A 24,768-nucleotide genomic window follows, 5' to 3' on the forward strand; every position below is an offset into this window, starting at 1 on the left:
ATACTTGAAGATTTCAGCATATTTCTTATTGGAAAATTAGTAAGTTTCTATACCCTGTAACCTATTACCTATTACCTAATTATCTATGCCCTATAGTCTAGTCTTAAACCTACTCCCTCTAGCTCCCATATCCCCAGGATATTCCCAAGGAAAACATTTACACGCCCTATTCCTTAATATTGTAAGCCACTACGATCGCTCTCTGGGAGACTACTTACACGAACAAAAAACCAACAAAGCCTTTACTATTTCTCCTTTACAGGTCAGAGGTTATAGGTTACTAGGGACAGGTGACAAAAAGTCCTCCTTTTCTAAAGATGGATTTAGGGGGGATCGAATACAATATCAACACAAAAAACCCATACCCGTAAACACTCCTTGTTGGTGGCGCATATCTTTGTTGGATGAAAGCCTATTCAGGAAATTAACTCAACTATGGTTGAATATCAACCCCGAAAAACCTTGGCATTTAGGGAGTGCAGATTTAAAGATCGCCAGTATTCTTGGTACATCTCAACCCAATCAACCTTGGGCTAATGCTATCCCATACGATCGCCTGTACGAAGAAGCTTCTAGTGCTAATAACAAATTCACTTTCTCCTTTGCCACTCCCACAACTTTTGGTAAAGGAAAATACAATAACTCCTTACCAACTCCAGAAAGTATTTTTAAGAGTCTCCGCAAACGTTGGAATACATACAGCAATATTGAAATCCCAGAAGCAGAATTAGCTTTAGAATCTTTATTTCCCAGTTATTTCAACATTCGCACTGAAGTAATCAGCGACTATAGCAAAAGTAAACTAATCGGTTGTGTTGGGGATATTAACTATCAAGCTTTGGGAAATATTGACCCCCAACAAATCAAGTATCTAAACACTTTAGCCGATTTTGCCCTCTATTGTGGCATGGGAAAGAAGACCACTATGGGAATGGGAATGGTTAGAAGAATTAATCTTTAAACGTCATGAATAAAGAAGAAAATTATGTTCCAATAGCAGCACTTAACCATTACGCTTATTGTCCTCATCGCTGCTGGCGAATGTTTTGTGCGGGGGATTTTATCGATAATCACTACACTATTGAAGGAACAAGTTTACACGATCGCGTTCATACTCTTAGTCAAGAAAATTATGAAGATACTTGGCAAGTAAGAGCAATCTGGCTCAAATCTGAAAAATATGGACTTGTTGGTAAGTCAGACTTAATTGAATCTAATTCTGGCGAACTATACCCTATTGAATACAAACGAGGTAAAAGAGACGATTGGGAAAATGATGCTCTCCAAGTATGCGGTCAAGCTTTATGTTTGGAGGAAATGACAGGGAAAAACATTGGTACTGGATATGTATACTATGCCCATTCCCACCAACGTCAGCCAGTAAACATAGATAGAAATTTACGAGAAAAAGCGATCGCCACAATCTCAGATATTCAAGCTATGATGCAAACTGGAAAAATGCCACCTCCAGTTTACAAACCTCGTTGCAAAGATTGTAGTCTTTACACTCGTTGTCTACCCCAGGCTGTAAACAAAGTAAAGCGATACAAGGAATAAAAGTACAATTTTTAGTCAAAAATTATATTAAGAGCAAGATTTTATGGGAACAGTATATATTACTCAAGAATATGATTCATTTATTGGTAAAACTGATGAAAGACTAATAGTTAAAACTGACAAAAAAAAATTACTAGACGTTCCACTAATTAAAATTGATGGCTTAGTAATTCTGGGACAGGCTACAGTTTCCCCTGCGGTTGTTAACGAATTACTAGAGAGAAAAATACCTCTGAGTTTTTTAACAGCTACAGGTAGATATAAAGGCTGTTTACAGCCAGAATTAAGCAAAAATATTTTTGTCAGAAAAGCCCAATGGTTGGCTGCGGGAGAAACAAAGAAAGCTATTCATTTAGTTCGAGGCTTCGTTCGAGGCAAATTAAAAAACTATCGTAATCTACTAATGCGCCGTCGTCGAGAATATCCCGAACTAGATTTAGATACAGGAATAACTAAATTAGAACAAGCCATAGAACCAATAGATTTTACCAATAATATAGATTCTTTAAGAGGATTAGAAGGTACAGGAAGTGCAGCTTATTTTGGCAGTTTTAATCAACTCTTGAGAAATCCTAATTTTGAATTCAAGTCTCGCGTTCGTCGCCCACCCATCGATCCAATAAACTCTTTACTGAGTTTAGGTTATTCATTACTACGTCACGATGTTCAAAGTGCAGTAAACATAGTTGGTTTCGATCCTTATTTGGGCTATCTTCATTATCAAAGATATGGTAGACCATCATTAGCTTTGGATTTAATGGAAGAATTTCGCCCTTTAGTAGTTGATACAACAGTTTTGAATGCTATCAATCAAGAAAAGCTAACTCCTAATGACTTTACTTGCGAACCTTTAAGTCATGCCGTTTCTTTAACTAAAGAAGGATTGAAAATATTTCTCCGTTTATACGAACAAAAAAAACAATCCTTATTTAAACATCTTGTTCTCAAACGTCGATGTACTTATCAGGAAGCTTTTGAAATTCAATCTAGGCTTATGGCTAAATATCTAATGGCAGAAACAGATAAGTACCCTCCACTAATATTAAAGTAATTTATGTTTGTAATAGTTAGCTACGATATATCTGAAGATAAGCGACGTACCAAAATTCATGACATCCTATCTTCTTATGGTCAATGGATGCAATATAGTTTGTTTGAGTGTGATTTAACTAAAACTGAATATGCTAAATTGCGATCGCGTCTCAATAAAATAATTAACTCCGATACCGATAGTATTCGTTTTTACTTTCTCTGTAGTTGTTGCCAAAATAAAATAGAGCGTATTAGTGGCGAAGCTGTTCGAGATAATACTATTTTCTTTGCTTAGTAAAATATTTGCGCGAAAGGATAGGTGTAGAAAATGACAAGATACAAAAAATACTGGAAATTCATACTAAGTAAGGTTTTGAGTATAATCAAGCCAACTTGTACACCGCGCACTTTACGGAGTATGGCTTTCAGCGATTCCCCCTCTATTTATCTATTTTTTTTGTGCTATTATCAACTCAGTACCGCGCCAATAAACTTTAAAAACCAAATATATCAGAGGTTTTGAAGTCTTGCGGTTTAAACTACAATTAATTCCTATGAGGAATTGAAACGTTACACTTTTATGCTTTGCGACGTTGCTATCAACCTGTTTAAACTACAATTAATTCCTATGAGGAATTGAAACCTGTTGAAAATCTTCAATATCTTCTGGTTCATTGTTTAAACTACAATTAATTCCTATGAGGAATTGAAACGAAGGGCAATAACTTTCCCCAGCACAATGGAAATCTTTGTTTAAACTACAATTAATTCCTATGAGGAATTGAAACAGCACCAAGGCGAATTTTTGTAATTTTAATGGGAGTTTAAACTACAATTAATTCCTATGAGGAATTGAAACGCTAATAAGCTCGACGCTACTAACATAATCTCAACTGTTTAAACTACAATTAATTCCTATGAGGAATTGAAACTTCAATTCCTTCATGATCAACAAAACTCTCGGCTTAAGTTTAAACTACAATTAATTCCTATGAGGAATTGAAACTGAATTAGTTGTAATCGATTAACAAATAACTTAAGTGTTTAAACTACAATTAATTCCTATGAGGAATTGAAACGCTTCTGACCAATTGGCACAAATTAAGTCAATAATTGTTTAAACTACAATTAATTCCTATGAGGAATTGAAACAAACGCTCTAAAAAGCCAAAATGCGCCGACTGTCCCCGTTTAAACTACAATTAATTCCTATGAGGAATTGAAACATAGACCAGGGCAACTTGGCAGGAACTGATATTGAAGGTTTAAACTACAATTAATTCCTATGAGGAATTGAAACCCCCAGCACCACGGCAGCGGCGCACCATAGTTCGATTGTTTAAACTACAATTAATTCCTATGAGGAATTGAAACCCTTGATATCATTTGAAAGCAGAATACCATTGTGTAAAGTGTTTAAACTACAATTAATTCCTATGAGGAATTGAAACGTAAACTCTGACCATCTTCCCGCTATGTCTAGAGTTTAAACTACAATTAATTCCTATGAGGAATTGAAACGCGTGTTGTAATTTTGAAATATTTCTATGTGTAATCACGGATTGTAAAGTTTAAACTACAATTAATTCCTATGAGGAATTGAAACATTTGTCCAAATTGATCGTTCCTCGATACGTAGTCTCCAGGTTTAAACTACAATTAATTCCTATGAGGAATTGAAACTCATTAAGTCGAAGGGGCTGGATAAGCATTTGAGAGTTTAAACTACAATTAATTCCTATGAGGAATTGAAACTCAGACAGATGCTTTGAAAGAGTTGCAACAACAGTTTAAACTACAATTAATTCCTATGAGGAATTGAAACGTTTCGCTGGCATCGATGGATTCGGGATCGCCGCGATCGGTTTAAACTACAATTAATTCCTATGAGGAATTGAAACACATTTCGCGGGGAATACTGGGTAGACAAGGATTGTTTAAACTACAATTAATTCCTATGAGGAATTGAAACCTATCTGGGAATACTGATCCACCAAATTAGATATATCACCGTTTAAACTACAATTAATTCCTATGAGGAATTGAAACAAGGAAGATTGATTTACCTCGCAGCTACCAGGTTTAAACTACAATTAATTCCTATGAGGAATTGAAACATAGTTAGGTGTAATTATTGGAATAACTGTAAAAGGTTTAAACTACAATTAATTCCTATGAGGAATTGAAACACTTTGCCATCTGCCCTCTGCCTACATGCGGCGAACGTTTAAACTACAATTAATTCCTATGAGGAATTGAAACAGGGGAAGATAGGCTTAACCCTTATGACTTGGCGACGTGTTTAAACTACAATTAATTCCTATGAGGAATTGAAACAAGCTTTTCTAGATCAGGAAATTACATTTGAAGAGTTTAAACTACAATTAATTCCTATGAGGAATTGAAACACGGAAATGATGGTATTTCCATCGCAAGTTTCCCGTTTAAACTACAATTAATTCCTATGAGGAATTGAAACAGATCAACTAACAGCCAATTTAGATTTATATCGTGGCGAGTTTAAACTACAATTAATTCCTATGAGGAATTGAAACATAAATTTAATTTGTTTATCAGAGAGCTAATAGAGTTTAAACTACAATTAATTCCTATGAGGAATTGAAACTGTTTAATTTACTTTGTGCGCGACCTTATAAGTGCCGCGTTTAAACTACAATTAATTCCTATGAGGAATTGAAACGAAATGATGATTGACTTTACGGGAACGTATTTTTCCAATGTTTAAACTACAATTAATTCCTATGAGGAATTGAAACTCTTGGATCGATATCGCTCACAATTACGAAGAGTGTTTAAACTACAATTAATTCCTATGAGGAATTGAAACCTCTGCACCTTCAACTTTGTATTTAATCCCTAAAGTTTAAACTACAATTAATTCCTATGAGGAATTGAAACGCTCATGCCTACTGGCTCTAAAGCTGCCCCTACTGTTTAAACTACAATTAATTCCTATGAGGAATTGAAACAATCCGCTGCTGCTTTTGTGATGAAGTTGATAAATATCGTTTAAACTACAATTAATTCCTATGAGGAATTGAAACCCGCTTGAAGCTATTGCCGCCCGCTTAAAGAAACTGTTTAAACTACAATTAATTCCTATGAGGAATTGAAACAAATCTAATCGTGTAATTATCAATTGAGTACCTAGTTTAAACTACAATTAATTCCTATGAGGAATTGAAACAATCTTATCTTTTAGATCTTGCAACTCGGCTTTTGGTTTAAACTACAATTAATTCCTATGAGGAATTGAAACAAAGAAACAGAAGTGCTTACTTCTGGTTTGAAAAAGGGTTTAAACTACAATTAATTCCTATGAGGAATTGAAACCTTTGATCAATTGGACAAGGCGGATCAATTTCATACGGCATGTTTAAACTACAATTAATTCCTATGAGGAATTGAAACATCTTGGCAGGGGAGAAAAATTTGAATCTTTCGAGTTTAAACTACAATTAATTCCTATGAGGAATTGAAACTAGCCTGCTGCGCCTCATCTTTAAAGTTTTCGATGTTTAAACTACAATTAATTCCTATGAGGAATTGAAACCCTACACTTTCTTTGGTGTAGACGAAAAAATTCATGTTTAAACTACAATTAATTCCTATGAGGAATTGAAACATAACCCTTATGGTGACTTTACCATTAGCCATGTTTAAACTACAATTAATTCCTATGAGGAATTGAAACATGCACTGAGAGCTATTCAACCGCCTACCTCTACAGTTTAAACTACAATTAATTCCTATGAGGAATTGAAACGGAATGTAGTTGGTCGGAGAATAGCAGCGTCGGGTTTAAACTACAATTAATTCCTATGAGGAATTGAAACAGATTTCTCCAATAACTACCAGAAGAGAGCAAAAAGTTTAAACTACAATTAATTCCTATGAGGAATTGAAACCCTCAAAAGCGGCTCAAAATCTGGGATTCATCACACGTTTAAACTACAATTAATTCCTATGAGGAATTGAAACAAAAGAAGCTCGATTAGAGACAGAAAGATTATTATCTGGTTTAAACTACAATTAATTCCTATGAGGAATTGAAACTTACGCCTATTATTTATCCATGCGAACCTACAAAGTTTAAACTACAATTAATTCCTATGAGGAATTGAAACTTTTTCCTCCTTGGTGTACTTTTGATACCCTACAAATGTTTAAACTACAATTAATTCCTATGAGGAATTGAAACAAACATGAATTTGTGACTCCAAGGCATTGGGGGATAAGGTTTAAACTACAATTAATTCCTATGAGGAATTGAAACTTGCATATCCTACTTTCATCGGGGGCTTCGCAAGGAGTTTAAACTACAATTAATTCCTATGAGGAATTGAAACTCTAACCTTAAACATTTGTCTTTATGGTTATAAACGTTTAAACTACAATTAATTCCTATGAGGAATTGAAACAGAAGCGACGAGAAGATTTCTTCAAAAAGTCCAGTTTAAACTACAATTAATTCCTATGAGGAATTGAAACAAGCTGAAAGTAGTACCCTTCTTTTTTATCAACAAAGGGTTTAAACTACAATTAATTCCTATGAGGAATTGAAACAAAGACGATTGTGATTAATGGTTTACAACCGCCAATGTTTAAACTACAATTAATTCCTATGAGGAATTGAAACAATGCTGGCTCTACAGCTTTTACACCCTTACCCTTAAGTTTAAACTACAATTAATTCCTATGAGGAATTGAAACGGTATTAACGAGGGAAAACCCAATTGGTTTTTCGCGTTTAAACTACAATTAATTCCTATGAGGAATTGAAACAGAGAGTTAATAGAAATAGGTGAAGAAAGGTGTGATTGTTTAAACTACAATTAATTCCTATGAGGAATTGAAACGAGGAGGTGAGCGGCGAAGCACTTGAGATAAGACAAAAGTTTAAACTACAATTAATTCCTATGAGGAATTGAAACCCCTCTTTAGGATCTTCAAGTAAGCTGGCAGGAAGGTTTAAACTACAATTAATTCCTATGAGGAATTGAAACTCACCTGTATAAGCGTAAATCCTGATCGTGGCATCTTGTTTAAACTACAATTAATTCCTATGAGGAATTGAAACAAAGAGACAAGTAAGTAAAACACTAACAATAATTAAAGTTTAAACTACAATTAATTCCTATGAGGAATTGAAACGATAGGACAGGTCATCATCCCCTAGCACTCATCATGACTCCATGTTTAAACTACAATTAATTCCTATGAGGAATTGAAACATGCCACACATGGACTAGAGGCGGCTTTTAACCTAGCGTTTAAACTACAATTAATTCCTATGAGGAATTGAAACAAACACATGCCGTTTCGATACAGTGTAGTAATTGTTTAAACTACAATTAATTCCTATGAGGAATTGAAACCAAACAAATGTTGAATATCTAGCCATATCCCAAGGTTTAAACTACAATTAATTCCTATGAGGAATTGAAACACAAGTGCTGTTAGTTCATGAGAAACAAGACATAACCGTTTAAACTACAATTAATTCCTATGAGGAATTGAAACATCAATCGAAAAGGTTGCTGAATATTTAGCTAAAGTGTTTAAACTACAATTAATTAAAAGCGTAACAAATTTGCATGAAATGAGAATTTTACGATATGCTCGTTATCAGTGTTAGAAATAAAGAGCGACCATGGAATTTGAACTGAGAATAGTAGTAGAAAAGGTTGCCATCAGTACTCAAGAAGTTGTTGAGCGCAATACCCTCAAAACCTACGATATCGAAGCACCTCAATCTATTCTAGAACTCGGATTGCGACATGCAGAACAGATTTCATTATTGTCTAAGGTTCAAAACTCGATTCTGGCAGAACAATGCAAACTAATCCGAAAAGACCACAAGACTTGTCCTAATTGTGGTGGAAAGTTGGGGCGTAATGGCACGACTAAATCGAAATTTCACGCCGTGTTCAGCGATCATCAACTAACCATCCAAAAACATCGCTGTCAAAACCCAGATTGTCGTTGGCAACAATCTTCCACCACTAATGCTGTGTTTGGCAGTAATATTCATCCCGATTTAGCCAAGCTACAATGCGAGCAAGGAGCCAATTTCAGCTACCGTCAAGCACAAGAAAATCTGGAGAAGATTAACACCTGCCATCGCAGCATTAATAATCATACTCAAATTAGTCGTCTGAGCGCACAAGTAGGAGAAATGCTCTGCCAACAAAATTTAATGACTCCTCAATCGGAAGAATGTGCCGAGCCAGTAGAATCAATAATTTTACAAGTTGATGGGGGACATATTCCCATTAAAGAGAAACAGAAAAGAAGCTTTGAGGCTTTGTTTGCAGTTGCTTATCGTCCCGAAAATCTGCAACCAATAGATAACAATCATCGAACCATAGTAGATAAATCTTGTGCCATCTCAGCTAGAGAAGATAATCTCGAAACGATGAAAACTTATGTTTTAAATACGGCACTCAAACAAGGACTTAATAGCAACACCATCGTCACTGCATTAGCCGATGGAGCACAGAATTGCTGGTCGGTGATTCAAGCTCTCCAACCACATTGTAAGCACATCGAAGCGATTTTGGATTGGTTTCATATTGGTAAAAAATTTCAGCCCTTACTGAATTCATTAGCAGAAAACGAGCGAGAATCATTAGAGAATGCGAAATGGAAATTGTGGCATGGTCAAGCAACAGAAGCTCTAGAAAAACTTACAATATTGAGAAACCAGATTAAAGACCAGAAACAAAAAAGTAAACTCAAAGCCTTACAAGACTATCTCCAAGGCAATCAAAAATATCTCATCAACTATGAGCAACGGCAACAATCAAATCAAACATTTACTTCTCAAGTGGCAGAATCCCATATCGATAGTGTAATTAATGCCCGTCATAAAAGAGATGGCAAAATGCAGTGGAGTCGAGAAGGGGCGCATAATGTACTTCAAATTAGAGCAGCAATGGTTTCTCAAGAATGGCAAAATAATTGGCACAAAGCAGTTCTTCCAGCTTTAGGAGTAGTAGCATAAAACAACTATTCATGCAATTTTGTTACGCTTCCTCAAAATTAAGTCCATATTTGTCAAGGTTAGGAACTCAAAAGATTTTGTGATATTTACTAGCGTTTGATTGAAAGCAAAAAGCGATCGCAGTTCTTTGGTCGGAATAGAGCGATCGCTAAGTACACATTAGTTTCATAAAAGGAAACCAAATGAATATCTATATTTTAAGATGTGTAGTGAAAAACTGCACTAGCCAATCATCACAGCAGCAAGGAATTCGTCTAAATAAAGATGGAGGTGTCGCATGAGTAATACATTTGCACCAAACATTAATTCTAAGCACGCTTCTGAATGGGTTCCTGGGAGTGGGGTTTCAGAGTCAATTACCAAGCTGAATTCCAAGAGTATTAGCGAGAAAAAAGAAATTGCCAAGTTACTGAACTGGAGTAATTATCTGGGGAGTCCAGGGTGGTACGTAAAAGGGGTAGATTTAGAAACGGGACAACTAAGAGAATTTGGACAATTCAAGCCAAATAAAGCAATCCAGTTTCCAGATAGCGAGAAACCAGTAAAGTATTTTACGTTTCCTAAAGGACGGGAAAATGAAGTAATTCTGTTGATTCCCGACAAAACGGCATGGTCAAAGATAGCGAAAAGATATAATGTGCCAATTCTGCCAGAAGATATCGACGAATCAAGACTGGACAAAGGGTTTTGGAAATGGATACATAATAACCCTCAAATACCCATCGAAGTAACAGAGGGAGCGAAGAAAGCGGCTTGTTTGTTGGCGAATGGATTGGTGGGCTTATGTTTAACAGGGGTATGGAACGGGAAGGTTAAGCGCTCGCTAAAGGCGATACCGACTCTAGCGCCATTTTTGGCTAACGGTAGGGGAATTCATCTACTGTTTGATTCGGATGTGGCAGTTAAGCCTAAAGTACAAGAAGCACTCAAAACAATTGGATATCTAGCCCAAAGAGCAGGATGTATAGTTGGGGTTGGCAGTTGGGAGTACACCGAAGCCACGAAAGGACTAGACGATTTGGTAGTAAATCAAGGAGTCGAAGCCTTGGAAGAAGTAATCGAAAACATCCAGCCATATAAAGAATGGCTAAAATCTATCTCGCCACAAAAAAACGCTTCAAAAATGCAGTCAAGAAATACAGCGACCGCAGCCCTGCTAGATTACGTAAGGGATAAATATAGCGATTGCCCAAAGGGCAGTGGCAGAGCCAATCGCCTACGTCTAAATGAACTAGAAATGCAGATTGAATTAGATGGGAAGCAGTTTAATTTAGAGCGATTTTATTTGCATTTGGCAGAATACGATCGCCTGGAAGTGAACAAAAATAAAGCGATCGATGTGTGTACGAAAGTAGCAGAAGAAAACGCCTATAATCCAGTAGCAGAGTATCTAGAGCAAGTTGTCCGAAATAGTGAACTTGCGGATATCAATTCATTATCAAGTACCTTTTTTGGGACATCAGATCCTATATATGATATTTTCCTGAAGAAGACTTTAATAGCAGCAGTAGCGAGAGTTTATCAACCAGGGTGCAAGCATGACAATACACTAGTGCTTCAGGGAGAACAGGGGATTGGTAAATCAACATTCTTTGATATCTTGGCAGGAGAATGGTTTGGGGATTCGATGAGATCAGGAAAAGATAAAGATGATTTGTTAATTCTGCATAAGTCTTGGATTCAGGACTCACGGTTCGCTTAAATAAAATGCATTGAATCAAATAAAGAGGATAGAATCAAGTCACAGCAATTATTTGCTGGATTGGAGTCAATCAGGAACTAGCTGGGGAAGAATGTAAATCGATTCAGGAATCTTCATCAGATTTAAAATCTGTCTTTGAAGAGAATTAAGAGAACTAATTTCAGTAGAGCCATCAGGATAAAGATACAAAGTTAGATCGCCAAAAGCAGCTAGCAATTGTTCAGCAGTGGGACGAAAAGTAGTGCGCTTGGGATTGCCTGAATAAAGTCCAGGAAGTGATTGCTTTGTCACCGCTAGTTGGCGACGAACCACAAATTCCATCAAGGTAAACAGAGTCAGGGCGATCGTTAGTAAAAACATCAGCCCTCGAATCCGTTCTTCATCTTGAAAATAGATGGGTAAAGCGGGAAGACGACCTCGTTTAAAACGATGAAAACCTCTTTCAGGTTGCCATTGCTCCCGATAAGAGTTAACAGCTTGCTCAAGAGAAAGACGCTGTGAATTAGCATTAGTTACATACAATCTCCAACCAGCGATGGATTGTTGATGGGTGATAGCGGTCTCACAACGTTGATAAGTCAAGGAAAGAGTAGTTTGACGAACACGACGAGAGGGACGATTCTTACTTCCTCGACCAGCACCTTGATAAACTTTTTGATAGCCAATTTTCTTCTCAATCGCAGTTAAGATCTGCCCCGTAACTCGATAACGTTTCAGAATAGTCTCCACTTTGGTTTGTAGAGCTACCTCATCTTGTGGTGGTTTTTTAGCGAGTTTTTCTAGGGCAAGTTCCGCTTTACTCAGACGAGCTGACAAGCTTTTAAGTTGACGCTGTTGTAAAGCATAAGAACAAACCACTAACCATCGTTCTGACCAACGATGCCACTTTTGATGTTCTTTTTCATACCAGAGACTGCCCAACGGAACTTCAAAACCCTTACCAATGGGAGATTCTGACTCGGCTTCGGAGTTGAGACAAATTTCTTGCACTGCTGTTGGTGGATTAGCCACCCATTGCGATAACAGTTTGGGACGAGGCTGATGCATCGCTAGCGGAAAACAGTAAATTCCTCCTTGTTGATTAATTTTCCCCCGATTATTCCAAGTAGAGCCTTTAGAATCGGCGAGAAACAAGAAATCTTTGTGACCAATAATCTCCACCAATTGTTGCCATGTTGGTAGATAATGAGATTCATCTGTTCCATTTCCTGATAATGTAGCTCCCAATAGAGGCATTCCCATGGGGTCGAGAGTAGCTAACATTTGACGATATTGAACCAAATCAGGGCGGCGGTCTTTACTATAACCAAAATTCAGCAAGTTAGTTCCTTCTGTTTCTTTTGTGGGCTGATGATAGACACTAAAACTTGTGGTATCGCTTCTGGCTTTGTCCGTTGGTAATTCATAAGCTCGTATTGTGCTTTGTCCCAATTGAATTGCTACTTTCTCTCGCCCTTGATTTTCCGATGAACCGATGACACTTAATAAGTCAGCTAGTCGGTCATCTGTGGCATCTTTGCCCCCAATGTTCCATCCTGTTGCTATTTCTAAGGTTTGCCGATGTTTTTCTACCCATGGTTCTACGGCACATAATCGATGGTCTGATTGGCTCACTACATAACTTAGAAATAGGACTGATAATTGACCGTAGCTTAATCCTTTTCGATTCCCATGAGGAACAGGTAGCTCTCGATCAATTATTGATGCTATTTCCATTTGCTTTAGCCAATGAATAATTAGAGGAAGATCATCTGCTCTTTCTGAGTTAGTTCCTTTCAAGACGGGTTGGTCTCTCTATTCTTTCAACTTCTTTCTCAGCATACAGTTGAGCTGTTTTATTTTTCTAGCCATCTTTGATTTAAGCGAACCGTGAGTCAGGAGTGGGGCGAACTCGACAAAATCTTCTCTAAAAGACAGGCTGGCGACCTAAAAGCATTTCTGAGCTGCCGAAAAGATACGTTTCGAGAGCCATACGCACGCACTACAAAAGATTATCCTCGACACTCGATTATCGTCGGTTCAGTGAACGATTCAAGCTTCCTGGTAGATTCGACAGGAAACAGACGTTATTGGGTGATACCAGTACAGACAAAGGAAATAGACATCAAGCGGTTAAAAGAGGAAAGAGACGGGATATGGGCTTCTGCTGTGGCAGCATATCGGGAAGGAGAGACATGGTGGTTATCAAAAGAAGAAGAAAAAAGAAATCTGAAAAATAACTGCCGATTCCAAATAATAGATGAGTGGGCAGGTTTCGTAGCAGATTACGTTCGTAGTAAAACTGGGGTATCAATATCTGAGGTGCTACTTCAAGTATTTGATTTTGAGCTGAATAAAATAGGAAGGCGCGAACAGATGCGGGTAGCCAATATTCTTCAGACCTTAAACTGGCGGAAAGTAGGGCAGAAATTACATCAGGGAAAAAGGCAAGTAGTTTGGGAGGAGGCTTCGACTATACCTCCCTTCGGTATAGCAGAGGTATTGCAGGGTGAAACCCAGTCACAGCAGGGGATATCTATACCTACTATACCTACTACACCTAATTCAGAAACTTTTATTTCAGAGTCAAGAGCTGGTTCTAACGGATTTTGTGGGTAGTAGAAATACTCAGGATAATGGGGCTTGAAGCACAAAAGAAATCAAATTGAGATAAAGTCAACAAACAATCAATTGATTTTCAGTAAAAATTCAAGCATGGCAGTTTCTATCAGAGGAGATAAAAGTATTTGTTTACCCGTTAGCAGTGAAGAACAATATCAACAACTAATCGCCAATAATCACAATTATAGAGCCTATTTGCTGCAACTTTATGCCAAGTATCCTGAAATTTTTCCCAGAGAAATGGAAGCAGGGTTCAGCTTTCATGATTGGGTGGTCTCCAGCAAACAGGAACTGTCAATGCGCCGCATTAAGCTCAAAGCTAATCAGCAGGTCTATCAATTGCGTCCTGACTTCATTATGCCTTATATGGTAGGAAAAACCGACGAAATAGACAAACCAATGTATTTAAGACAATTTGGTGTGCCTTTTGACGCTTTAAGTTATGTTTTCGGTCGTAATGCCATGTACTGGTATCGTATTTACCTGTCTTTAGGTCGAGCCTCGATTGTGGGAACGACAATCAAAGACGCTCAAAAACTGCCTCCACATCTGGTAGCGGATGAAAAACATACTTGGTTAGGGGGTTCACGAGTTTATCTTCCTACTACCGTAGCATCTGGCTGTATTTTGGGAGTTAGCTTGACCGAATCAGCTAGTGCGCCAGCTTTAACTAAAGGATACGCAGAATTTCAAACCGAAGCTCGTCTTCTCGACCCCAATTATACCCCAGTGACAGTCAATACAGATGCTTGGGACGGAACTAAACAGGCTTGGCTTAATCTATTTCCCACGGTGACTTTGGTACTGTGCTTTTTGCACGCGGTGCTAAAAGTGCAGAAAGGAAGCCCCAGTTATCGCAATTTAAGAAACAAGCTCAAAGCTCTGCTCTGGAAAGCTTATAAATCCTCTACTGCTGCTAAATTCTTGCAAGGAATACGATTAGCTTTGATTTGGAGCAAAAAACATATCAGACGGAAACGCACTTTAAGCAAGATGCGTCAATTATGCCGTCGTGCTGCTCAATTCACAGTCGCTTATCAATTTCCCCAAGCTCATCGCACTAGCAATATGGTAGACCGGTTGATGAATCACCAAGACCGTTTACTCTACACTATGCAATACTTTCATGGTGACAAGGAGTCGGCAAGATTATATCTACGTTCGATGGCACTGATCTGGAATTTCCATCCCTACGCAGCTAGAACTCGCTCAAAATGCTCGTCACGGATATCGCCGTTTAGCGATCTCAATGGTTTTAGCTATCATCACAATTGGCTTCACAATTTGTTGATTGCTAGCTCGATGAACGGTCGCCAAACCCTTCAAAGTGGTTGATCCACAAAATCCGTTAGAACCAGGATTGGATTACAGCCTTAACCAAGAGTCAAATTAGAAAACTGGCAGGAGTTGACCAGATTCAATTGGGATTATTTGATGAAAGAGATGTCATAGAAATAGAAAGTAATGATTACCCAGGAGAAAGATTAATTGCTTGTCGTAACCCTTTGATTGCTGAGAAAAATGCTCAAGTTAGAGAAGAATTATTACTCGCAACAGAAAAAGAGCTAGACAAAATAGAACAAGCTATGACTAGAGAAAAGAGAGCATTAAAGGGAGCAGATAAAATTGGCTTAAGAGTAGGAAAAGTTTTAAATAAATTTAAAGTAGGAAAGCTATTTGAGATTGAGATCTCAGATTCTCATTTTGCTTATCGCAGAAAATCAGAAGTAATCGAAAGAGACAAAATCTTAGATGGAGTCTATATTATTCGTACTTCTGTTGAGTTGGAAAAAATGGATGTAGCAACCACAGTAAGAGCATATAAAGGACTATCAAAAGTCGAACAAGCTTTTCGATGTCTGAAAACAATTGATTTAAAAGTACGTCCCATTTATCACTATCTAGACCATCGAGTCAAAGGGCATATTTTTCTCTGTTTTCTAGCTTATTATGTCGAATGGCATATGAGAAAAGTTCTTGCTCCCATTTTATTTGAAGAAGAAGACATCGAACAGATTTCCTCCTCAGACAGAGAGGAATTATTGAGATATCAACCCTCACCAATTGCCAAGCAAAAAGCTGGTAATAAGCGAAATCAAGAGAACTTGCCTGTTCACAGTTTTTCTACTTTATTGAATGATTTAGCCACAATTGCCCAAAATAAAATTCAAATCAATTTACAGGGAGAGAGAGTGACATTTGAGAAGATAACTCAACCTACAACACTACAACAATCATGCTTAGATTTACTGGGTGTTTCCCTGATTTGTACCCAGTAAATGACTGGCTCAACAGGGCTGTATCCCTCACGATGCATAGCTTTTGCTGTTTTGTCAATCTGAAAGTTCCGTTGATAACCATTGTTCCAGTAAAAGATAGGACTATCTTCGTGGCGATCGCCATAGACGGTTAGTAATTGTCTGAGTGCCAGTTCATAGTCACTGGCGTGAAGTTGGATGGTGGTTATATCTGTATTCTGAAATAAATCTTGTAGCTCGGTAAACATGGTCAGTTGCTGAGTGGGGCTTAGTTTTAGATTGCCCAATTTGTAGTTAAAAAGGCTACTCGCCTGGCGGATTGGCGATCGCTCTTTTTTTTTTAACTTTAGCCCTGTCGGGCAGGAGTAGGTGAATAGATTAGAGAGTCTTCTAGTTTGTTCGACTAACGTTTCATTCAAAAATCGCTCGGAGTACTATAATACATGAATTACGTACAGCCTCAAGGTGCAAGCGCACCCATGCCCCAACAGGGATATGCACCAATGCCTCAGCCTCAACAAGTGAACCAACCTCAACAGGGTTATGCGCCCATGCCACAGCAGGTTCAGCAAGCGCAAGTTCAGCAGCCACAAGTTCAACAACCAGGTACTGAATTTTATGGTGCGACTATCGACCCGCAAACTATGGCGGTAGTTCAGCAATGCTATGGCGCAAGCAATACTGCTCTTAATACGACCCTAAATGACAATTCTACAGTAGCCAAATCTCTGTATTTTGGCGCGAGAGATATGTTCAAAACTCTCTATGTCAATCAAATTAGCTCTCAACGTGGTTCAAAACCTACGACTCCCGACTATGAGCTAGCTTCAAATATATTTGAACAAACTTTTGGTACAGTAGGTCAACCCAAAGTCGATCAGATGCAGCTTTGTCTGACTATGAAGACTTTTGCCCCTAACATGCTACCCGATTGTGTTCCAGGAAATAGACCTCATGAAGCTATCTTGAACTATATTCTTAACCAAAACTGGCATTCTCAGAATGTTCGTACCAATAATGGCATCAGCCGTAACAACAACGGTAACGGCAATGTCACCAATAGTGCTAATCCATTTAACACTAATAATAATGGAGGAGCGCAATCTAAGGCTGCTGCCGCTGCTGGATTTGTTCCTCAACAGCAAGTTGGATTTATGGCGCAACCACAAGCTGTATATACTCCTCAGCAAGCAGCACAGACTGTAATGGGGGCTATGCCTAGTTATGGAGGTTAATTAGTCTTAAAAGTTGAGACTGATATTTTGGCAATATTAGTCTCAGTTAATTATAGGAAAAAACTAGAACATCCTAGTTTTTTCTTTTTAATCAATACGCCGATCTTGATTTTTGCGATTGACTGAAAAAACTACATAAAAGTTTTAAGTTGAATTACTTTCGGCTCAGTTAAACATATCATCAAAACCTAACTGTATAAGGATAGCTTTTTTTATATCTGACCAGTATTTGGCTTCAATTGAGCCGAGTTTATTATTGATTCGCTGAATTGAAACAGAGCGAATATGCGATAAATCCAATCCCCTCTCTTTATCTAAACCATTTTGCCGAGATGGAGTAACATTGACTATAAAAGGATAATTTTTAGCTTTCAAAAAAGGAGCAACGATAGTTTTTTTTGAATGACGATTACCCAAGTCGTTCTGAAGAATTAAACATGGACGAGTCTTAGCTACTTCATCTCCTATCGTCGGATCTAGATTAACCCAGACAATATCCCCTCTTTTAATCTTCGTCATCAATTCCGTCAGCTATAGTCACATCCCAAAGTTTGATTTCAGCGATTTCATCTTCATCTCGACTCTGTTCTATGTAGGCTGCTTCTAGCTCACTTAAAGCTTTTTGCTTCTTCAAATTGTTAAAAACTTGATTTATTAATTGACTTCTATTTTTGGTTTGAGAATCGATAAAAGCCAAAACTTCTTCATCTAAGGTAATGCTTATTTTTTGTGCCATAGTTAAATACTATTTTATAATCTTACTATATAGTAGCATTTTGCAGACAACTATGTCTTTTCCAGAATGAATCACACCCCAGGTCCTAAGATAATCCAATTTTCCCTATTAGCAGGGAGAAATGGAATTGGACCGATAAAGTAAGGAGTACAGCCCAGATCGGGAATACCACGTTTGCAGATACGGAAGAATATAGCCGTACCAGCCTCATCTTTGGTTTCATCAACGCTCCAGAGGGCTACTTTGAATCCAGGACCATAAGGATTGCGACCAGTAGGTTCTTTGCCACAGTTCAAAACGCCTAGTATACCTTCCCCTCCATCTACGCCCCATGGGGCTTCAGGACAAATGTTTGCGTTATTAGGATCGTTGCCGAGCATCCATCTGCGACCTTCTGAGATCCAACGAATATCGCGACCAGAATTCTCAATATCGTCTAGTTCAATGTGAGCGCAGTTTTGTTGACAGGGAACTGCGTAACCAGCCTGGTTGCTACCAGAGACACTATGACCTGGTTTGATTTCTCCGTGGGCATCGCTCCAAATTGTGTCTATGCGAGAGATAAAAGCTAAAGTCGTAGCAACGGGGTTGGGAAAATCATCAAAAGATATATCAGCCAATCCTTCGATGTCGCTAAGATACTCGTCTTTCCAATCTTCGTAGTCTTCGATAAAGCTATCTCCGATGCCTTCTACATCTTCTAATGTGTATTCGCTCAAATCCAAATTATCCATTTCAAATTCGGATACGTCAAATTTAGGTGATTCAGTCTGAGCTAATTTTTTAACATTTTTGTTTAAAGATAGTTTTGAGTAAGAGTGTCAGGGCTATTTCATTCTAAAAAGAGAAGCAATCTGTTTTAAACTGAATTGGCATTTACGTTGTGCCTGAGCCATATTGTCAAATCCAGAATCTCGATATAAATTGAGAGCTAAGTTACGTGCGATCGCTAAAATCTGAGGTAATGGTAAGGTACGAATTCTAGATTTGTCTTCTCCTTGAGTAACATCGCGAACATAGTGAACTTTATTTTCTACACCCCAATAACCACGAATTCTTTGATAAAACTCGAAGGCTGATTCGGTCAAATCAGAGATATAGTATCTGGTACTAAACTCCGTTTTATACTTGAGTTGGCGTTCTGATTCTACTTTAATGAGCGTTTTAATACTCGACCATTTAGGCAACTTCAAATCTAAGTAAGCAGTACTAACTCTGCGTTTTTCGATTCTTCCGTGACCTTTAAAAATATTGTAAAAACTGTCATGTTCGACAAATTTCGTTTTTACAGCTTGATCTAGTTTGGGTTGATTTCCTTTGACAGCAGCAAGATAGTGATTTCCGCTATTGATAATTGTTTCAATAGTTTTTTTGTGTATTGATTGCATCAAATGCAAAAACTACCCCTTCAACGGCTAAAGCCTCAATAAATTTGGGTATTGCGGTAATTTCATTACTCTTGTTTTTAACTTTTTCTGGTCTTAGGATTAGTCCTCTTTCAACTAGGTAAGCCGTAACTAATGTGATTGCCTTGTGTGGCTCACAATGAGGGTTGTCTGACGAAAGTAAGTATGAGCCTTTTAACACTTTTCCGTCCAATGCCAAAGTCTCACCTGCTAACGGTTTGATTTCAAAAAAACTTGCTAATCTAGCTGAATACTCCTCGTAATCCAAATTTAATAATGCTCTCCTAATTGTGCTGTAAGAAGGGATTCTTCTGACTTCAAATAACTCTTTTAATTCTTCACTGTACGATTTTAGCCAATCTCCGAGCGCAAGAAAGCCTTGGTTGCCTGCTGTCACCCCCAGTGTAAACAGAGCCAAACATAATTGTAATGAATGCCTTGTTCCCTGTTTTCTTCTACGATCTGGCATTCGAGAGAATGCTTCTATTATCGCTATTTCACTCACTTTTCTAGTTTATTTACACTACCACAATTACAATATCACCTAGAATGAAATAGCCCTGCCGTCTGAGAGAGATTAATCCTTGGACTTACATAGCTGAAGTTTTAGCTCTGGCTCGAAAAGGTCTTTCTCCTCCACCATTTCCTGTTGGCAGTTAATTAATGGACATAGCGATCGCATCGCCAGTGTCCTAATTTTTCCTTGCTTTTTTGGAGGGGGGAATGAACGGTTACATGCTCAATTGCTAGCTCATGCTCAGGGCAGTCATTGGGAAGTTGGGAACAAAGTCCATTGGCTATTGGATGTAGCCTTTAAAGAAGATGATTGCCCAGTTCACTCTGACCATGCCCCTGAAAACCTATCTCAATTAAGGAAGATGGCTTTGAATCTTCTATCAAACGAGAAGACCGCCAAGGTTGGTGTGGCTAATAAACGACTCAAAGCAGCTTGGGATAATCAATATCTGGCTAAAGTTTTAGGTCTTTAAAAACCCTCAATCATCTCTCGATAGACATTAAAATATTTGTTCTCTGAATCACGAGAATCAAACAGAATTTTGAGCTGTCAAAATTTGCCTTATATACCTCTATTTTTCTTGTATCAAGGTTATTTTGGCTTGTTTCAACTTATCAGATAAGTTGATTTTAATAATTTCATCCTAACTCTTTTTTTCTTCTAATTTAGATGCGTTCGCCCTAGGTTGTTGACCAAGCTCCAATCACATTGGTTCTACCCTGTCTTTTTCCATAGGTCAGACCATGTACTTTTTCTCCTTTAGGGGCATACCCATGGGTACGTTGTAAACGATGGCATAGTCCACTCTCATCTAGATAAACTCTCTGTTGTTCGGGATATTGTTCTATTTCCTTTAGATAAGCGTTTCGTTTTTCTTCATCTCGTTCTCGGTACTGCGGTGTCTTTTTTTTCGACTAATTTTCAAACGCTTGAGTGCCCGACATACAGTGTTTTCTTTCGCGCCAATGGCTTCTGCTATCTCTGCTTGATATGCATCAGGATTTTGTGCGACATAAGCTTTTAGTTTTTCATCATCCACTCTGAATCCACCTCGTTCTTTAGGATAAGTTGCCCCAAGCTCCCCCCTAGAGGCTCGCTTTGACCATCGAAGTATGCTGGTTCGGCTAACCCCCAGCATCTTGGATATCTCTGTCTTGCTTTTTCCTTCTTTTCCCAGCTCTAATGCACGTTGCCGCATGTCTAAAGAATATGCCATCTCTTGCTCCTATTTTCTTCTTAGAGGGCATTTTAATTTAACTTTAATCCTTTAGTGATTCAAACTTATTTCAGTTAGCTATATAAACGACGTGGATGGAAGATGTTTCCTCAGATTGAAAGGGTATACGTCAACAAAAAAGCTAGAAATGAACTCGGTTGGATACCCCGACATAATTTTAGTGATGTACTAAAGCGTCTGAAAGCCAATGAGAAACCACTAAGCGATTTAGCATACACAATCGGAGCAAAAGGATATCATTCGACGAAGTTTACCGATGCTCCTTACCCAGTTGAAGATGGAGTTTTATAAAAAAATTGTCAGGTCATTAACAATAAACATTAAGCAAATTTTAACGATAATTTAGTTTTATTTTTGCTTTCTGCTTTTTATGGGCAGAAGTTATTTTTTCATCGCGTGACTATTGCTGACGCTGGGGATAAATAAAATATTATTCTTAGCTTTTTTTATGCAGCCTATTGTCAAACGCCTCAGATTTAGTGAAAAAACTAGATATCAAATAATCAATATCAAAACCAAAACCCAGATTCCTACCTATGCTGCTATCTGCCGTTGGGGAATTTGCTATAGCTTAGCTCAAGATTCTGTTCAGCAAAAAGTTCTAGAGTCGCATTTTAAATTTTATAGTAAATTTGCTATAATTCAATGGTGATTATCAGTGACTAATTTGAATACGCCAATAATGCGACCTGTGCGATGGATGGGAAATTCCAAGAGAAATCTTTTACAATTTCCCCTGGAAGTCCGAAAAATTATTGGTGACGAACTGCAATTTATACAGTTCGGTGGTATGCCAAAGGATGCAAAACCGTTTAAAGGTATTGGTTCTGGAGTCTTTGAAATTGCCGTAAGATACAACAAGGAAGCCTACAGAACCGTTTTAGCTGTTCAATTAGGAGAAACAATTTATGTGCTTCATGCTTTTCATAAAAAATCTAAGAGTGGCATAAGTACCCCAAAAGAAGATATCGATTTGATTAGACGACGGTTAAAAGATGCTAAGGAGATTGCTAAAAATGACTGACAGTAAACAAATCGAGTTTGAAGAAAGTTCTGGTAACGTTTTTGCAGATCTAGGTCTGGAAAATTCTGATGAGTTGATGATCCGTGCGAAAATAGGTTTTCATGTAGCTTCACTGATCGAGGAATTAAAACAAAAAGAGGCAGCAAAAATTTTGGGGATTGCTCAACCAGATGTATCCCATTTAATGAATGGACATTTTAGTCGTTTTACTACTGATAAACTTCTAGATTTTCTCAGACGATTAGACCAGAAAGTAACAATTGAAATTAGCACTCGTAAAGACGGTGAGCCATACCAAGAGGTGGCTTTGAAAGCTTAAAGAAAAAACAAAAAGCTTGCGCTTGAGATAACCAAACTACTAACCAACCCTAGATTTGATGTTTAGTTATTCTCAAGACAAACAAACTCCCCTGGTAAATTCTGAACTCAAAAGCTCAGAACATCAGGGCAATCGCGATTACGAAGTTAGCCGAAGGCATCGCTCGCAAGAGCGTTTAATTCAAAGTCTTTTTCTTTTGCCTAACTATTGGAAACTCGTACCTTGTATCGATAAGCGACCTTTGGGTAGAAAGTGGCAAGATAATTATTATTCACCCCAAAGTTTGTTTCGCTCTTTGTCTCAAGAAGGTCAAGTGAGGGTCTGGTTCTAACGGATTTTGTGGATCAACCACTTTGAAGGGTTTGGCGACCGTTCATCGAGCTAGCAATCAACAAATTGTGAAGCCAATTGTGATGATAGCTAAAACCATTGAGATCGCTAAACGGCGATATCCGTGACGAGCATTTTGAGCGAGTTCTAGCTGCGTAGGGATGGAAATTCCAGATCAGTGCCATCGAACGTAGATATAATCTTGCCGACTCCTTGTCACCATGAAAGTATTGCATAGTGTAGAGTAAACGGTCTTGGTGATTCATCAACCGGTCTACCATATTGCTAGTGCGATGAGCTTGGGGAAATTGATAAGCGACTGTGAATTGAGCAGCACGACGGCATAATTGACGCATCTTGCTTAAAGTGCGTTTCCGTCTGATATGTTTTTTGCTCCAAATCAAAGCTAATCGTATTCCTTGCAAGAATTTAGCAGCAGTAGAGGATTTATAAGCTTTCCAGAGCAGAGCTTTGAGCTTGTTTCTTAAATTGCGATAACTGGGGCTTCCTTTCTGCACTTTTAGCACCGCGTGCAAAAAGCACAGTACCAAAGTCACCGTGGGAAATAGATTAAGCCAAGCCTGTTTAGTTCCGTCCCAAGCATCTGTATTGACTGTCACTGGGGTATAATTGGGGTCGAGAAGACGAGCTTCGGTTTGAAATTCTGCGTATCCTTTAGTTAAAGCTGGCGCACTAGCTGATTCGGTCAAGCTAACTCCCAAAATACAGCCAGATGCTACGGTAGTAGGAAGATAAACTCGTGAACCCCCTAACCAAGTATGTTTTTCATCCGCTACCAGATGTGGAGGCAGTTTTTGAGCGTCTTTGATTGTCGTTCCCACAATCGAGGCTCGACCTAAAGACAGGTAAATACGATACCAGTACATGGCATTACGACCGAAAACATAACTTAAAGCGTCAAAAGGCACACCAAATTGTCTTAAATACATTGGTTTGTCTATTTCGTCGGTTTTTCCTACCATATAAGGCATAATGAAGTCAGGACGCAATTGATAGACCTGCTGATTAGCTTTGAGCTTAATGCGGCGCATTGACAGTTCCTGTTTGCTGGAGACCACCCAATCATGAAAGCTGAACCCTGCTTCCATTTCTCTGGGAAAAATTTCAGGATACTTGGCATAAAGTTGCAGCAAATAGGCTCTATAATTGTGATTATTGGCGATTAGTTGTTGATATTGTTCTTCACTGCTAACGGGTAAACAAATACTTTTATCTCCTCTGATAGAAACTGCCATGCTTGAATTTTTACTGAAAATCAATTGATTGTTTGTTGACTTTATCTCAATTTGATTTCTTTTGTGCTTCAAGCCCCATTATCCTGAGTATTTCTACTACCCACAAAATCCGTTAGAACCAGATCTGGATTTGGTTTGTTACTCAAGAATTTTCTCGCTTCCCCTCGAATTGGCGAGAAGAAATTGAATTAGCAGAGCGAGTCGGTATTTCTCCTGTCTCTTGTTATGAAGTAGCATTAGCACACCAAAAAGGTAGACTAGAATTGCCTTGTAGCGTTCCCCTTTGGCTGGAAAATGCTCTCAACCCAACAGGTATTGAATTGCTTCCTCTAACTGCCAATATTGCCTTTCAAGCAGTCAGCTTGTCTCCCGTTCACCAAGACCCCTTCGACCGCCTGATTATTGCTACAGCTATCATCTATCAAGCTAAATTAGCTAGTATTGATGGTTTGTTTTCTCAATATCCCGAAATAAATCCCAACCTAATGCAATAGTTTATTCAGTTTCTTTTTTCTCAGACTAACCATATCG

Annotated in this window: 23 protein-coding genes, 2 pseudogenes and 1 CRISPR repeat array; of the genes and pseudogenes, 17 read left to right on the forward strand and 8 right to left on the reverse strand. The window is 38.2% G+C overall.

Annotated elements, in window-relative coordinates; genetic code table 11:
* Window positions 1-85: 85 nt before the first annotated feature.
* The 6 genes from cas6 (at window position 86) to PLEUR7319_RS0103405 (ending at window position 11,318) form a co-directional block, all read left to right on the forward strand.
* Entirely contained in the window at window positions 86-961 is an 876-nt protein-coding gene (cas6, locus tag PLEUR7319_RS0103380; protein ID WP_019503802.1) for a CRISPR-associated endoribonuclease Cas6, read from the forward strand.
* Window positions 962-966: 5 nt separating this feature from the next.
* Complete coding sequence (cas4, locus tag PLEUR7319_RS0103385) at window positions 967-1,557, forward strand: CRISPR-associated protein Cas4 (RefSeq protein WP_019503803.1); 591 nt, start codon at window positions 967-969, stop codon at window positions 1,555-1,557.
* Window positions 1,558-1,600: 43 nt separating this feature from the next.
* Window positions 1,601-2,608 carry a type I-D CRISPR-associated endonuclease Cas1d gene (gene cas1d, locus PLEUR7319_RS0103390; RefSeq protein ID WP_019503804.1) on the forward strand — a complete coding sequence of 336 codons (1,008 nt, stop codon included), beginning with the start codon at window positions 1,601-1,603 and terminating at the stop codon, window positions 2,606-2,608.
* A gap of 3 nt (window positions 2,609-2,611) precedes the next feature.
* Window positions 2,612-2,884 carry a CRISPR-associated endonuclease Cas2 gene (cas2, locus tag PLEUR7319_RS0103395; protein ID WP_019503805.1) on the forward strand — a complete coding sequence of 91 codons (273 nt, stop codon included), beginning with the start codon at window positions 2,612-2,614 and terminating at the stop codon, window positions 2,882-2,884.
* Between the two features lie 237 nt (window positions 2,885-3,121).
* Window positions 3,122-8,206: a CRISPR direct-repeat array (repeat unit 37 nt; unit sequence GTTTAAACTACAATTAATTCCTATGAGGAATTGAAAC).
* 57 nt (window positions 8,207-8,263) lie between these two features.
* Entirely contained in the window at window positions 8,264-9,616 is a 1,353-nt protein-coding gene (locus PLEUR7319_RS0103400; RefSeq protein WP_019503806.1) for an ISKra4 family transposase, read from the forward strand.
* A gap of 277 nt (window positions 9,617-9,893) precedes the next feature.
* Window positions 9,894-11,318, forward strand: a complete 1,425-nt coding sequence (locus tag PLEUR7319_RS0103405) for a DUF3854 domain-containing protein (RefSeq protein ID WP_019503807.1) — start codon at window positions 9,894-9,896, stop codon at window positions 11,316-11,318.
* Between the two features lie 66 nt (window positions 11,319-11,384).
* Here the strand turns inward: PLEUR7319_RS0103405 and PLEUR7319_RS0103410 are convergent, their stop codons facing one another.
* On the reverse strand, window positions 11,385-13,097 hold the full coding sequence (locus PLEUR7319_RS0103410; protein WP_019503630.1) for an IS1634 family transposase: 1,713 nt from the start codon (window positions 13,095-13,097) through the stop codon (window positions 11,385-11,387).
* A 90-nt stretch (window positions 13,098-13,187) separates the two neighbouring features.
* Between PLEUR7319_RS0103410 and PLEUR7319_RS0103415 the strand changes: the two genes are divergently transcribed.
* The 3 genes from PLEUR7319_RS0103415 (at window position 13,188) to PLEUR7319_RS34090 (ending at window position 16,198) form a co-directional block, all read left to right on the forward strand.
* Complete coding sequence (locus tag PLEUR7319_RS0103415) at window positions 13,188-13,916, forward strand: VapE domain-containing protein (RefSeq protein ID WP_019503808.1); 729 nt, start codon at window positions 13,188-13,190, stop codon at window positions 13,914-13,916.
* A gap of 96 nt (window positions 13,917-14,012) precedes the next feature.
* Window positions 14,013-15,254, forward strand: coding sequence for a hypothetical protein (locus PLEUR7319_RS0103420; protein ID WP_019503788.1), 1,242 nt, complete (start codon window positions 14,013-14,015; stop codon window positions 15,252-15,254).
* Window positions 15,255-15,340: 86 nt separating this feature from the next.
* A complete protein-coding gene (locus tag PLEUR7319_RS34090) occupies window positions 15,341-16,198 on the forward strand; it encodes a hypothetical protein (RefSeq protein ID WP_019503809.1) in 858 nt (285 codons plus the stop codon).
* On the opposite strand, the gene PLEUR7319_RS40475 is transcribed toward PLEUR7319_RS34090, so the two are convergent.
* Entirely contained in the window at window positions 16,132-16,596 is a 465-nt protein-coding gene (locus PLEUR7319_RS40475) for a hypothetical protein (RefSeq protein ID WP_144054231.1), read from the reverse strand. The genes PLEUR7319_RS34090 and PLEUR7319_RS40475 overlap by 67 nt on opposite strands.
* Window positions 16,597-16,620: 24 nt before the next feature.
* On the opposite strand from PLEUR7319_RS40475, the gene PLEUR7319_RS0103430 reads away from it, so the two are divergent.
* The gene (locus PLEUR7319_RS0103430) at window positions 16,621-17,412 is read left to right on the forward strand and encodes a hypothetical protein (protein WP_019503810.1); all 792 of its coding nucleotides are present in this window, start codon (window positions 16,621-16,623) and stop codon (window positions 17,410-17,412) included.
* A 165-nt stretch (window positions 17,413-17,577) separates the two neighbouring features.
* Here the strand turns inward: PLEUR7319_RS0103430 and PLEUR7319_RS0103435 are convergent, their stop codons facing one another.
* The 4 genes and pseudogenes from PLEUR7319_RS0103435 to PLEUR7319_RS43355 all read right to left on the reverse strand — a co-directional run bounded on the left by PLEUR7319_RS0103435 (window position 17,578) and on the right by PLEUR7319_RS43355 (window position 20,023).
* Complete coding sequence (locus PLEUR7319_RS0103435; RefSeq protein WP_019503811.1) at window positions 17,578-17,931, reverse strand: type II toxin-antitoxin system PemK/MazF family toxin; 354 nt, start codon at window positions 17,929-17,931, stop codon at window positions 17,578-17,580.
* The gene (locus tag PLEUR7319_RS0103440; RefSeq protein ID WP_019503812.1) at window positions 17,918-18,148 is read right to left on the reverse strand and encodes a hypothetical protein; all 231 of its coding nucleotides are present in this window, start codon (window positions 18,146-18,148) and stop codon (window positions 17,918-17,920) included. Before PLEUR7319_RS0103440 ends, PLEUR7319_RS0103435 begins: the two co-directional genes overlap by 14 nt.
* 71 nt (window positions 18,149-18,219) lie before the next feature.
* A complete protein-coding gene (locus tag PLEUR7319_RS34095) occupies window positions 18,220-18,882 on the reverse strand; it encodes a hypothetical protein (protein WP_019503813.1) in 663 nt (220 codons plus the stop codon).
* A gap of 93 nt (window positions 18,883-18,975) precedes the next feature.
* Window positions 18,976-20,023, reverse strand: a pseudogene (locus PLEUR7319_RS43355) (ISAs1 family transposase).
* Window positions 20,024-20,291: 268 nt separating this feature from the next.
* On the opposite strand from PLEUR7319_RS43355, the pseudogene PLEUR7319_RS0103460 reads away from it, so the two are divergent.
* Window positions 20,292-20,543, forward strand: a pseudogene (locus PLEUR7319_RS0103460) (transposase); the annotation flags it as partial.
* A 381-nt stretch (window positions 20,544-20,924) separates the two neighbouring features.
* On the opposite strand, the gene PLEUR7319_RS0103465 reads toward PLEUR7319_RS0103460, so the two are convergent.
* On the reverse strand, window positions 20,925-21,287 hold the full coding sequence (locus PLEUR7319_RS0103465) for an IS630 transposase-related protein (protein ID WP_019503815.1): 363 nt from the start codon (window positions 21,285-21,287) through the stop codon (window positions 20,925-20,927).
* A 102-nt stretch (window positions 21,288-21,389) separates the two neighbouring features.
* On the opposite strand from PLEUR7319_RS0103465, the gene PLEUR7319_RS0103470 reads away from it, so the two are divergent.
* From PLEUR7319_RS0103470 to PLEUR7319_RS0103490, 5 genes are all read left to right on the forward strand, one after another.
* Complete coding sequence (locus PLEUR7319_RS0103470) at window positions 21,390-21,599, forward strand: hypothetical protein (protein ID WP_019503816.1); 210 nt, start codon at window positions 21,390-21,392, stop codon at window positions 21,597-21,599.
* A 157-nt stretch (window positions 21,600-21,756) separates the two neighbouring features.
* Complete coding sequence (locus tag PLEUR7319_RS0103475) at window positions 21,757-21,960, forward strand: DndE family protein (protein ID WP_019503817.1); 204 nt, start codon at window positions 21,757-21,759, stop codon at window positions 21,958-21,960.
* Window positions 21,961-21,990: 30 nt separating this feature from the next.
* Complete coding sequence (locus PLEUR7319_RS0103480) at window positions 21,991-22,332, forward strand: type II toxin-antitoxin system RelE/ParE family toxin (protein WP_019503818.1); 342 nt, start codon at window positions 21,991-21,993, stop codon at window positions 22,330-22,332.
* On the forward strand, window positions 22,325-22,651 hold the full coding sequence (locus PLEUR7319_RS0103485) for a helix-turn-helix domain-containing protein (RefSeq protein ID WP_019503819.1): 327 nt from the start codon (window positions 22,325-22,327) through the stop codon (window positions 22,649-22,651). The genes PLEUR7319_RS0103480 and PLEUR7319_RS0103485 overlap by 8 nt, the downstream gene beginning before the upstream one ends.
* Window positions 22,652-22,709: 58 nt before the next feature.
* Window positions 22,710-22,982, forward strand: coding sequence for a hypothetical protein (locus PLEUR7319_RS0103490; protein WP_019503820.1), 273 nt, complete (start codon window positions 22,710-22,712; stop codon window positions 22,980-22,982).
* 13 nt (window positions 22,983-22,995) lie between these two features.
* Here PLEUR7319_RS0103490 and PLEUR7319_RS0103495 read toward each other — a convergent pair whose 3' ends face one another.
* Window positions 22,996-24,237 (reverse strand): hypothetical protein, encoded by a 1,242-nt coding sequence (locus PLEUR7319_RS0103495; protein ID WP_019503788.1) that lies wholly within the window; start codon window positions 24,235-24,237, stop codon window positions 22,996-22,998.
* Window positions 24,238-24,359: 122 nt separating this feature from the next.
* On the opposite strand from PLEUR7319_RS0103495, the gene PLEUR7319_RS0103500 reads away from it, so the two are divergent.
* Window positions 24,360-24,731, forward strand: coding sequence for a type II toxin-antitoxin system VapC family toxin (locus tag PLEUR7319_RS0103500; RefSeq protein WP_026102282.1), 372 nt, complete (start codon window positions 24,360-24,362; stop codon window positions 24,729-24,731).
* The last annotated feature ends 37 nt before the right edge of the window (window positions 24,732-24,768 follow it).

The sequence above is a fragment of the Pleurocapsa sp. PCC 7319 genome (assembly GCF_000332195.1).
GTDB lineage: Bacteria > Cyanobacteriota > Cyanobacteriia > Cyanobacteriales > Xenococcaceae > Waterburya.

Coding starts and splice junctions, on each gene's coding strand:
- PLEUR7319_RS0103440 (WP_019503812.1), bottom strand. CDS start 18,148: ATGGCACAAAAAATAAGCATTACCTTAGATGAAGAAGTTTTGGCTTTT.
- PLEUR7319_RS0103400 (WP_019503806.1), top strand. CDS start 8,264: ATGGAATTTGAACTGAGAATAGTAGTAGAAAAGGTTGCCATCAGTACT.
- PLEUR7319_RS0103485 (WP_019503819.1), top strand. CDS start 22,325: ATGACTGACAGTAAACAAATCGAGTTTGAAGAAAGTTCTGGTAACGTT.
- PLEUR7319_RS0103465 (WP_019503815.1), bottom strand. CDS start 21,287: ATGGCATATTCTTTAGACATGCGGCAACGTGCATTAGAGCTGGGAAAA.
- cas2 (WP_019503805.1), top strand. CDS start 2,612: ATGTTTGTAATAGTTAGCTACGATATATCTGAAGATAAGCGACGTACC.
- PLEUR7319_RS0103435 (WP_019503811.1), bottom strand. CDS start 17,931: ATGACGAAGATTAAAAGAGGGGATATTGTCTGGGTTAATCTAGATCCG.
- PLEUR7319_RS0103420 (WP_019503788.1), top strand. CDS start 14,013: ATGGCAGTTTCTATCAGAGGAGATAAAAGTATTTGTTTACCCGTTAGC.
- PLEUR7319_RS0103480 (WP_019503818.1), top strand. CDS start 21,991: ATGCGACCTGTGCGATGGATGGGAAATTCCAAGAGAAATCTTTTACAA.
- PLEUR7319_RS0103490 (WP_019503820.1), top strand. CDS start 22,710: ATGTTTAGTTATTCTCAAGACAAACAAACTCCCCTGGTAAATTCTGAA.
- PLEUR7319_RS0103475 (WP_019503817.1), top strand. CDS start 21,757: ATGCAGCCTATTGTCAAACGCCTCAGATTTAGTGAAAAAACTAGATAT.
- PLEUR7319_RS0103470 (WP_019503816.1), top strand. CDS start 21,390: ATGTTTCCTCAGATTGAAAGGGTATACGTCAACAAAAAAGCTAGAAAT.
- PLEUR7319_RS0103405 (WP_019503807.1), top strand. CDS start 9,894: ATGAGTAATACATTTGCACCAAACATTAATTCTAAGCACGCTTCTGAA.
- cas1d (WP_019503804.1), top strand. CDS start 1,601: ATGGGAACAGTATATATTACTCAAGAATATGATTCATTTATTGGTAAA.
- PLEUR7319_RS34095 (WP_019503813.1), bottom strand. CDS start 18,882: ATGGATAATTTGGATTTGAGCGAATACACATTAGAAGATGTAGAAGGC.
- PLEUR7319_RS0103430 (WP_019503810.1), top strand. CDS start 16,621: ATGAATTACGTACAGCCTCAAGGTGCAAGCGCACCCATGCCCCAACAG.
- PLEUR7319_RS0103495 (WP_019503788.1), bottom strand. CDS start 24,237: ATGGCAGTTTCTATCAGAGGAGATAAAAGTATTTGTTTACCCGTTAGC.
- cas6 (WP_019503802.1), top strand. CDS start 86: ATGCCCTATAGTCTAGTCTTAAACCTACTCCCTCTAGCTCCCATATCC.
- cas4 (WP_019503803.1), top strand. CDS start 967: ATGAATAAAGAAGAAAATTATGTTCCAATAGCAGCACTTAACCATTAC.